This is a genomic window from Flavobacterium sp. (assembly GCF_020217025.1).
Classification (GTDB): domain Bacteria; phylum Bacteroidota; class Bacteroidia; order Flavobacteriales; family Flavobacteriaceae; genus Flavobacterium.
The window spans coordinates 1-10000 of sequence record NZ_JAIWOF010000176.1; the positions used below are offsets into that span (position 1 = coordinate 1).

The window sequence follows — 10000 nt, forward strand, 5'->3', positions numbered from 1 at the left end:
TAAAAAAGCTTTTGAAACCGAACAAAAGTTAGCCAAATCGTTTTTTACATCGGTAGGTGAGCAGTTAGGCAAAATAGATAGTATCGAGCGTATTCAAATTTTTAGAATTTATCGCGATGTTCGTTTTTCTAAGGATAAATCACCTTATAAAAATCATTTTAGTGTCGGGTTCACCCGAACAAAACCAATGCTTCGTGGCGGTTATTATTTGCATATTGAACCTGGAGGAAGTTTTGTAGGTGGCGGTTTTTGGGAACCCAATGCGGCTGATTTAAATCGCATTCGTAAAGAATTTGAAATGGATGATGAAGAAATTAGAACGATTATTTCTGATGCAACTTTCAAAAAATTCTTTGGCGAATTAAAAGGCGAGGAGTTAAAAACGGCCCCAAAAGGTTTCGATAAAACGCATCCTGCCATTGATTTAATTCGTAAAAAACAATATTTACTAACTCGTAGTTTTTCGGACAAAGAAGTATTAGCTCCTAATTTTCAAGAAGAAGTTTTAGCAACTTTTCAAGCAATGCGACCGTTCTTCGACTACATGAGCGAAGTATTGAGTACGGATTTGAATGGAGAATCTTTGTATAATTAGCCAATTGTTCAATGTGCCGATGTGTCAATTATTTTCTTTCCATTGGCACATTGACCAATTGTCTCATTGGCACATTAAATAATCTGAATTTGGCTTTTCAAACGTTCAATCAATAAATTCATCATGCGTTTGTTTAAGTTGGATGAATTTTGAGTGTATTCTTTGTATTCGGAAACAGTAAACATTCCGAATACAATTCCTTTTAATGAATTTCGGAACTTGATATCGCGTTGTATAGCGTTTTCAATATAATTTTCTTTTTTCTCTGGAGAAAGTGAGAAATACACGCCTTTTTGTTTCATAGCGTAATTTCTAAAAACTTCAATAAACAATTCATTTTGGAATTTCAAAATAGGTCGCAATGTCTGATTTTGAAACTTTTCTTCGGAACTAGATTGTTCTGTGATTACACCAATACTAGCACCTCTAATTTCTAAAAGCGATTCGTCTTTCGTTTTCATGATAAAGTGAATTTGTTTGAAATAAAGTTAAAAAAAATAACCTCCAATTTCTTGAAGGATACTTTAAGTTATTAAGAATCAGTTGTTAATTACTTTACTCAATAGCTATTTTAGAGCTTGAAGAACTTAGTTCAGACACCTCCAAATCAAAATAAGGTAATGAAGCAATAATATGATCAAAAATATCAGCCATAATATGTTCGTAATTTAACCACGTTTTATCTTTGGAAAAACAATAAATTTCTAATGGAATTCCTTTTTCTGTGGGTTGCAAATGACGCACCATCAACTGCATTTCCTTATTAATTCCGGGATGCGATAAGATATATTGATTGATATATTTTCTAAACAAACCTAAATTAGTTAGATTTCTTCCATTAACAATCACACTTTTATCAATTCCGTTATGTGTATTGTATTTGTCAATATCTGCTTGTCGGTGTTCGATATAAGAAGTTAAATGCTGAATTTTTTTAAAATTTTCTAATTCTTCCGAATGGATGAATCGAACAGAATTCGCTTTTATCAAGATATGACGTTTAATTCTTCTTCCATCGGAATCTAACATTCCACGCCAGTTTTTGAAACTATCCGATATTAAACTATAGGTTGGAATCGTAGTCGTTGTATTATCAAAATTTCGAACTTTTACTGTAGCTAGATTGATTTCTACAACATCGCCATCGGCACCAAATTTTTCCATCGTAATCCAGTCGCCAATTCGAACCATATCATTTACAGAAACAGAAATACTCGCTACAAATCCTAGAATAGTATCCCTAAATATTAAGATAATAATCGCCGAAATAGAACCAAAAGTAGTTAATAATGTAGTTTTACTAACATCAAAAAGAATCAAAACAAAAGAAATAATTCCAAACAACCATAAAAACAACATGATTACTTGAATATAACTGTCGATGGGTTTATCGCTAAAGCGTGGTTTTTGTTTTAAATAATCTCTAAGCGAATTGAATATACTTCGAGTAATCCAAAGTGAAAGAATAATGATATAAATTTTGACTCCTTTTTCAAAAACATATTCCCAATAAGTGAAATTATTTAAAATTACAGGAACAGTTTTATATATAAATAATAAAGGAACTAGATGAGCTAAATATTTAGCTGTTTTATTAGCTACTAAAAAATCATCAAAGGAAGATTTTGTTCGAGTAGCAATAATGGCTAAAAATATTATGAAAGCTTTTTTAAAAATATAATCTAAAACATAAGAAACCACCACTAAAATGATGATGTTAACTCCTAAATTTAAATAAGAAGCTACATCATTATTAAAGTCGAGACTTTTAAAAATATCATATGCCCAATTGAATATTTTCATTACGAATTTTGTAAATATTTTTTCTCAATATAAAACGTTCCAAATGGAACAATTGATGCTAGACAAACAATCATAAAGGTTTTTAAATTCCATTTTTGCTCATTTTTAATTAAAATAGCAAATGCAACATATAATATGAATAAGACTCCATGCGCCATTCCAATATTTTTTACATAAATAGGATCGCCAGCAATATATTTCATTGGCATTGCAAAAAACAATAAAGCTAATAAGGAAAGTCCTTCTAATAAGGCGATTGATCTAAAAGATTTTATCATGATAAAGCAGAATAAATTACAAATCCATAAATTATAAATCGGAAGAAACGCAATAAAGCAAACAAAAAGAAATGTTTTCTTGAGTAGTTAATCATTCCAGCCGCCAAACAAGCAATTGCGAAAGGTAACGGTAACAAGGCTCCAACAGCAATTAAAAAACCACCCCATTTTTGCATATTGATAATATGTTTCGACATTTTACCATATAAATGTTTATTAACTGAAGGAATTGCTACAATGGCCATTCCCATAAAATAAGCAATTACACCACCTAAATAGGATAAAAATGCTAAAATACTCAAATAGAGTAGAGGACTTTCCGTGTTTTTTGTCCAAGCGATAAAAATATCGGGGGGAATTAGGCCTAAAACACTTTCAGACGCAAGAAACACTCCAAAAATAAAGAAATCGCTAAAGTTTTGAGTAATGTAAACTAAAGCTTCGTTAAGATTAATAACCTTGTAATTTACATAAAAAAGAACAGCCACTATTATGGCTGTAGGCAAAATAGCACCTTTGACACCTTGCCAAATAAAGGAATAAAATCCAGTATATTTATAGTATTGATGAAGTAATTTTACTTTTGATTTTTTGGTTCTTGACATTGGGGTTAATTTTTAAACAAAATTAGTTAGTTTAGAAGGATAATAACGTTAAGAAAAACAAAAAAATCGGTAAGTATTTAATTACCGATTTTAATATTATGTAAAATAGAATCTAAGATTAAAAAGCTAAAAAAGCTTTGTTATATTCTTTTAAATCTAATAAATTATTTTTCTTATCTAAATCAGTCAATAAAGAAAGGAAGTAATTAAAGCTTTCTACATTATTTTCTTCCGAAATATTGGCTTCAACTTGAGCATCTTTACTGTCTACAGGTTCATCATCTGGAATACCAATAAAAAATCCATTATTGTTTTCTAAATGTTCGTAAGCTAAACGCAATGCTTTAGTTACAACAGGATTATTTAACTCTAAAGTAATTTCTCTAAGTTTTTTTAAATCAGTTACAATTTCTGAAACTTCAAAATTATCTTTAAATAATTCTTTCTGAATCTTTTCGATTAATTTAAGGGCTTGTCTGTTTTCCATGATTCTTGTAATAAGGGACTGCAAACTTAAACTTTCTTATAATTTTACACAAACGTTTTGAGTAGTATTTTAATAGATTTAAGAATGTTTCATAATTGAATTATAATATACATTATGTAAAATAGAAAATTTAATCAATTACTTTAATAAGCAATACAAACTTTGTATCTTCGTTTCGTAAATAAAAGCTTTATGAAAAACCCTATTGCAGAACGCATCACCGATTTTCTAAAACATTATCCTCCTTTTTCTAGCATATCGTATGAAATTTTACTTGAAATTGCTAAAACATGTCAAGTACTTTATCTAGAAAAAAATCAAACTTTGTTTAAAATTAATGATGCAACTCATGCCTTTTTTTATGTAGTAGCTTCAGGTGCTGTTGGTTTATCTGTGACTTCAGATGCAGATGATGTTTTGATTGATAAATGTGATGAAGGCGATATTTTAGGATTAAGACCATTTTTTGCTAAAAATAACTACCTCATGACGGCAAAAGCTCGTGAAGAAAGTATTATTTACGCCATTCCTATAGAAACATTCAAACCTTATGTAGCGGCTAATCCAGATGTGTTGAGTTTTTTATTAGAAAGTTTTGCTTCTAATACCCGAAATCCATACGATAAAAATCACAAAGGGAAATTAATTTCAGAAAACGTTATTTATAATGACCAAAGTTCTGAAATTCAATATTATCAGCCTATAAAATATACTTCAAACCCCATAACAGCCTCGCCTAATGATATTGTTAAATTCGTGGCGCAAACCATGTCGAGTAGTAAAATTGGTAGTATTATTATTCATGAAAATAGAAAACCCATTGGTATTGTTACGGATAAAGACTTACGTTCTAAAATAGCAACCGGACTCTATTCTATTGATGTTACAATTGATAAAATTATGACTTCGCCCGTAATTACGGTCGCTGATAACTTATCTATTGCTGAAGCTCAAATTATTATGTTAAAAAACAATGTAACTCATTTGTGCGTTACAAAAGATGGTTCTATTGATTCTGAAATTACCGGAATTATTACGGAGCACGATATTGTGGTGGCTCAAGCAAATAATCCAGGGGTTCTTTTAAAACAATCTAAGCGAGCTCAAAAATCGGCTGATTTAAAAGAAGTTCGAGATAAATTAGTCGAATTAATTCAGCATTCTTTAGATAAAAATGTTCCTATTAATCATATTGGTTCTATTGTTGGCGAAATTAATCTGGCGATAACCAAACGTGCTATTGAATTGGCTATTGAAAAAATTGGCACTCCTCCTCCAGCCCAATTTGCTTGGATGAACATAGGAAGTCAAGGCAGAAAAGAACAGCTTTTATTAACCGATCAAGACAATGCAATTATTTTTGAAGATGTGCCAGAAGAAAAATATGATGCTGTAAAAGAATATTTTCTTCAATTGGCTGAGAAAGCAACAAAAACATTAAATAAAGTAGGATATAATTTTTGTCCAGATGAAATGATGGCTAGCAATCCGCTTTGGTGTAAGTCCATTTCTGATTGGCAAAACCAATTTAAAGGTTGGATAATTAATCCTGCAGATAAAAATACATTAGAAGCTACCATCTTTTTCGATTATGATTTTGTTTATGGCAATGAATCTTTAGTAGATATGATTACGAAAACAATTCACGAAGAAATCAATGATAATCAATTGTTTTTCGCTTATTTAGGTGCTGATGCATTGAAAAATCCACCACCATTAGGGTTTTTCCGCCAGTTTTTAGTAGAAAGTGATGGAGAACACAAAGATACGTTTGATTTAAAAGGAAGAGCTTTAATGCCATTGATTGATGCCGCTCGAATTTTATGTTTAAGCAAAGGAATTAAGAATGTTGCAAATACCATTTCTCGATATTCAAAATTAGCCGAATTAGAACCACAAAACGCACCCGTTTATGAGGCATGTGCCGATGCTTTTGCCGAATTATTAAAGTTCAGAACAGAAGAAGGTTTAAAAAATGAATCAGATGGTAGATATTTGAATTTAAGTGAATTATCGAAATTAGATAAAGTAAAACTTAAAAATGATTTTCAACCTATTAATGATATTCAAGAAGTGATTAAGAATAAATTTCAATTAACTTATTTCACCTAAAACATGGCTTTAAATTGGTTCAAAAAAATAGTTAAAGATTATCCTAAATTCTGGGAAACCTATCTGAGTTACTTCGATAAAAATCAAAGTAAAGAGCAGCGTTTTGTAGTTTTTGATTGCGAAACAACAGGTTTGGATTATAAAACAGATCGTATTTTATCTATCGGAGCAGTAGCCATTCAGAACAACCAAATTATCGTTGGTGATTTTATGGAAGTGTTTTTACAACAAGATATTTTTAATCCAGAAACGGTTACTCTAAATGGTATTTTAAAAGAAGGAAAGGAAGAAAAAGTAGTTGAAGCAGAAGCGATAATTCGCTTTTTAGATTTTATAAAAGACGCAACTTTAGTAGGACATCACATAGATTTTGATATCGAGATGATTAATCAAGCATTAGATCGTTTAAATGTGGGAAAATTAGAAAATCAAGCGATGGATACCGACGTTATGTATCAAAAATTAAAATCATTACCACAAGAACAACAAAGTTCGTTAGATGAATTATGCGATATTTACAAAATTAAAAAATCTGATAGACACACGGCTAGTGGTGATGCATTTATTACTGCGTTACTTTTCTTAAAATTGAAAAAGAAATTAGAAATATAAAAAAACTGCTCCATTTCTGAAGCAGTTTTTAACCAATAAAACTAAAAAACTAGAGCTTGCCGTTTTTAATTTCTTCCACTATTTCAGGATTCAATAAAGTGGAAATATCTCCAAAATTAGAGAAGTCTCCTTCAGCAATCTTTCTTAATATTCTACGCATGATTTTACCAGAACGTGTTTTTGGTAAACCACTTACAAACTGAATTTTATCTAATTTCGCAATCGGACCAATTTGATCTGAAATCAATTGATTAATCTCTTTTGCTAAGTTAACTCTATCACGTCCTTCACCAGTTTCTTTCAAGATAATAAAACCGTAAAGGGCATTTCCTTTGATATCATGAGGGAAACCTACAATTGCACTTTCTGCAACCGCTGGGTGTTCGTTGATTGCATCTTCAATTGGGGCCGTTCCTAAATTATGTCCTGAAACAATAATAACGTCATCTACTCTACCCGTAATTCGGTAATATCCAACTTCATCGCGTAAAGCTCCATCACCTGTAAAATATTTTCCTGGGAAAGCAGTGAAATAGGTTTCTTTATAACGTTGGTGATCTCCCCAAATGGTTCTAGCCATCGAAGGCCAAGGAAATTTAACACACAATGCACCTGTTACTTGATTTCCTTCAATTTCATTACGTAACTCATCCATTAAAACCGGTTGAATTCCAGGTAATGGTAATGAAGCATAAGTCGGTTTTGTAGGTGTTACAAACGGAATTGGCGAAATCATTATTCCTCCTGTTTCAGTTTGCCACCAGGTATCAACTAATGGACAACGCTTTCCTCCTACGTGGTCGTTGTACCAGTGCCAAGCTTCCTCATTAATTGGCTCACCTACGGAACCAATTACTTTTAAAGAATCCAATTGAAATCTTTGAACATAATCTAAACTTTCTTTTGCTAATGCACGGATTGCTGTTGGTGCTGTGTAGAATTGTGTAACGTTATGTTTTTCAATCACTTCCCAAAATCTACTGAAATCTGGATAAGATGGAACTCCTTCAAAAATTACTGTTGTTGCACCATTTAAAAGAGGTCCGTATAAAATATAGGAATGACCTGTAATCCAACCTATATCAGCCGTACACCAATAAACATCATTTTCTTCGTAATTGAATACATTTTTAAAAGTGTAAGCGGTGTAAACCATATAACCTGCTGTCGAATGTACCATTCCTTTAGGTTTTCCGGTAGAACCTGAAGTATACAGAATAAATAAAGGATCTTCTGCATCCATAATTTCAGCTACATTATTTCCAACAGCAGTATCCATTAAAGGTTGTAACCACAAATCTCTTCCTTCTTTCATGTTGACTTCCGTATTGGTTCTCTTAACAACCAAAACAGTTTCAACACTTGGACATTTTTCTAAAGCTTCGTCTACAATTCCTTTTAAATCGATAGCTTTATTTCCGCGGTAACTTCCGTCTGAAGTAATCACCATTTTACATTCGCTATCATTAATACGAGCTGCAACGGCAGATGATGAAAATCCAGCAAATACAACGGAATGTATCGCTCCAATTCTAGCACAAGCTAAAACAGCTATTGCTAATTCTGGAATCATTGGTAAATAGATACAAACTCTATCCCCTTTTTTGATGCCTTGTTCACGAAGTACGTTTGCTAATTTTGAAACTCTAACATATAATTCATTGTACGAAATATGTTGCGCTGCTTCACTGGGGTCATTTGGTTCAAAAATAATGGCCGTTTTATCACCACGTTTTGCTAAATGTCTGTCGATACAGTTTTTAGTGATGTTTACTTTTGCATTTAAAAACCATTTAAAATCTGCTTCTTGCATATCAAATTCGAAAACTTTGTCCCATTTTTGATACCAAGTGAAATTTTCATCGGCAATACGATCCCAAAATTTTCTTGGTTCGCGCACCGATTTCTTATACATTTTAAAGTAATTCTCTAAATCTTTAATTTTATAATAACTCATTTTTTAGCTTTATTTTTAATTGATAATGTAAAGATAACCAATCTGTTTTAAGAATTTTATAATTTCTTGCTAAATAGATATAGTTAAGTGATTAGTGAAAAGTGAATAGTGATTAGCTTAAAATCTTACTTAAAACAACCAATTTTAGAATGTTCTAAAACGTCTCTAATTTCATCAATAATCGCTTCATCATCAATAGTAGATGGAATTTGGAATTGTTCGCCATCAGCAATACTTCGCATCATTTTTCTAAGAATTTTTCCAGAACGTGTTTTTGGTAAACGATTCACAACTACTACATCACGTAATGATGCTACGGCTCCGATTTGTTCACGAACTAAATGCACTACTTCATGTTGTAATTGGAAATGTTCAATATCATCACCAGATTTTGCTACTACTAATGCCAAAGGAATTTGTCCTTTCAATTCGTCATTAATTCCAATAACAGCACATTCAGCAACTGAATGATGAGACGCCACAATTTCTTCCATTTCAGCAGTTGAAAGTCGGTGACCAGCTACGTTGATAACATCATCTACTCGACCTGTGATGTATATATAATCGTCAGTATCTTTAAATCCGCCATCTCCAGAGAAATAATAACCTGGGAATTTATTCAAATATCCTGCTTTGAAACGTTCGTTATCTTTCCATAAATTTAATAAAGTTCCTGGAGGTAAAGGCAATTTGATAACTACGTAACCTTCTTCATTTGGACCTAATTCTTGTCCGTTTTCTCCAAAAATTCGGATATCGTAACCTGTAACAGCTTTTCCTGCTGAACCTGGTTTTATTGGTAAATATTCCACTCCCATCATGTTTGCAATCATTGGCCAACCTGATTCTGTTTGCCACCAATGGTCGATAGCAGGAACTGGAATATGTTCACGATACCATTCTAAAGTCGTAACATCGCAGCGTTCTCCTGCTAAGAATTGAATTCGTAAACTGCTTAAATCGTATTGTTTGATAAATTCTCCGTTTGGATCTTCTTTTTTGATGGCACGAATGGCTGTTGGAGCGGTAAACATAACATTTACTTTATGCTCAGCAATAACACGCCAAAACGTACTCGCATCGGGAGTTCGGATTGGTTTTCCTTCGAATAAAACAGTAGTGTTTCTATTGATTAATGGACCATATACAATATAACTATGCCCCACAACCCAACCCACATCTGATGCAGCCCAGAAAACATCACCTTCTTTTGCAGCGTAAATATTTTGCATTGAAAATTTAAGTGCGGTAGCATAACCACCTGTATCTCTGACGATTCCTTTTGGTTTTCCAGTAGTTCCAGAAGTGTATAAAATATATAACGGATGAGCAGCATTTACAGGAATACAAGGTGTTTCTTCTGAACCGTAAACTAAAGCATCATAATCGACATCGTATTTTTTGAATGGAACTCTTGCGCCTAATTTCCTATTGAAAACCACTACTTTTTCAGGTTTGTGATTGGCTAATTCAATGGCTTCATCTACTAGAGGTTTGTAAGCAATTAATCTATCGATTTCTATTCCCGATGAAGCGGTGATGATAGCTTTT

Annotated in this window: 10 protein-coding genes; 3 read left to right on the top strand and 7 right to left on the bottom strand. The window is 32.2% G+C overall.

All coding sequences use genetic code 11. The features are described from left to right. Positions 1-595, top strand: a 595-nt coding sequence (locus LDL23_RS08950) for a DUF2461 domain-containing protein (RefSeq protein WP_291265387.1), incomplete at its 5' end; no start/stop codon positions are given. A 74-nt stretch (positions 596-669) separates the two neighbouring features. On the opposite strand, the gene LDL23_RS08955 is transcribed toward LDL23_RS08950, so the two are convergent. From LDL23_RS08955 to LDL23_RS08975, 5 genes are all read right to left on the bottom strand, one after another. After that, positions 670-1056 carry a glyoxalase gene (locus LDL23_RS08955; protein ID WP_291265388.1) on the bottom strand — a complete coding sequence of 129 codons (387 nt, stop codon included), beginning with the start codon at positions 1054-1056 and terminating at the stop codon, positions 670-672. A 94-nt stretch (positions 1057-1150) separates the two neighbouring features. After that, a complete protein-coding gene (locus LDL23_RS08960; protein WP_291265389.1) occupies positions 1151-2398 on the bottom strand; it encodes a mechanosensitive ion channel domain-containing protein in 1248 nt (415 codons plus the stop codon). After that, positions 2398-2676 (bottom strand): DUF3817 domain-containing protein, encoded by a 279-nt coding sequence (locus tag LDL23_RS08965; protein WP_026725854.1) that lies wholly within the window; start codon positions 2674-2676, stop codon positions 2398-2400. The genes LDL23_RS08960 and LDL23_RS08965 overlap by 1 nt, the downstream gene beginning before the upstream one ends. Further along, a complete protein-coding gene (locus LDL23_RS08970; RefSeq protein WP_291265390.1) occupies positions 2673-3281 on the bottom strand; it encodes a short-chain dehydrogenase in 609 nt (202 codons plus the stop codon). Before LDL23_RS08970 ends, LDL23_RS08965 begins: the two co-directional genes overlap by 4 nt. A 118-nt stretch (positions 3282-3399) precedes the next feature. Then, the gene (locus tag LDL23_RS08975; protein WP_291265391.1) at positions 3400-3768 is read right to left on the bottom strand and encodes a hypothetical protein; all 369 of its coding nucleotides are present in this window, start codon (positions 3766-3768) and stop codon (positions 3400-3402) included. 192 nt (positions 3769-3960) lie between these two features. Here LDL23_RS08975 and LDL23_RS08980 point away from each other — a divergent pair, with 192 nt between their 5' ends. Continuing rightward, complete coding sequence (locus LDL23_RS08980; RefSeq protein WP_291265392.1) at positions 3961-5880, top strand: DUF294 nucleotidyltransferase-like domain-containing protein; 1920 nt, start codon at positions 3961-3963, stop codon at positions 5878-5880. 3 nt (positions 5881-5883) lie between these two features. Then, positions 5884-6492, top strand: coding sequence for a 3'-5' exonuclease (locus LDL23_RS08985; protein WP_291265393.1), 609 nt, complete (start codon positions 5884-5886; stop codon positions 6490-6492). Positions 6493-6541: 49 nt separating this feature from the next. Here LDL23_RS08985 and acs read toward each other — a convergent pair whose 3' ends face one another. Continuing rightward, positions 6542-8449 carry an acetate--CoA ligase gene (gene acs, locus LDL23_RS08990; RefSeq protein ID WP_291265394.1) on the bottom strand — a complete coding sequence of 636 codons (1908 nt, stop codon included), beginning with the start codon at positions 8447-8449 and terminating at the stop codon, positions 6542-6544. A 125-nt stretch (positions 8450-8574) separates the two neighbouring features. Then, positions 8575-10000 (bottom strand): AMP-binding protein (locus tag LDL23_RS08995; RefSeq protein WP_291265395.1); only part of this gene is annotated, 1426 nt, incomplete at its 5' end.

Excerpts from the sequence above, each read along its gene's own strand:
- LDL23_RS08955 (WP_291265388.1), bottom strand. The coding sequence starts at position 1,056 with ATGAAAACGAAAGACGAATCGCTTTTAGAAATTAGAGGTGCTAGTATT.
- LDL23_RS08960 (WP_291265389.1), bottom strand. The coding sequence starts at position 2,398 with ATGAAAATATTCAATTGGGCATATGATATTTTTAAAAGTCTCGACTTT.
- LDL23_RS08965 (WP_026725854.1), bottom strand. The coding sequence starts at position 2,676 with ATGATAAAATCTTTTAGATCAATCGCCTTATTAGAAGGACTTTCCTTA.
- LDL23_RS08970 (WP_291265390.1), bottom strand. The coding sequence starts at position 3,281 with ATGTCAAGAACCAAAAAATCAAAAGTAAAATTACTTCATCAATACTAT.
- LDL23_RS08975 (WP_291265391.1), bottom strand. The coding sequence starts at position 3,768 with ATGGAAAACAGACAAGCCCTTAAATTAATCGAAAAGATTCAGAAAGAA.
- LDL23_RS08980 (WP_291265392.1), top strand. The coding sequence starts at position 3,961 with ATGAAAAACCCTATTGCAGAACGCATCACCGATTTTCTAAAACATTAT.
- LDL23_RS08985 (WP_291265393.1), top strand. The coding sequence starts at position 5,884 with ATGGCTTTAAATTGGTTCAAAAAAATAGTTAAAGATTATCCTAAATTC.
- acs (WP_291265394.1), bottom strand. The coding sequence starts at position 8,449 with ATGAGTTATTATAAAATTAAAGATTTAGAGAATTACTTTAAAATGTAT.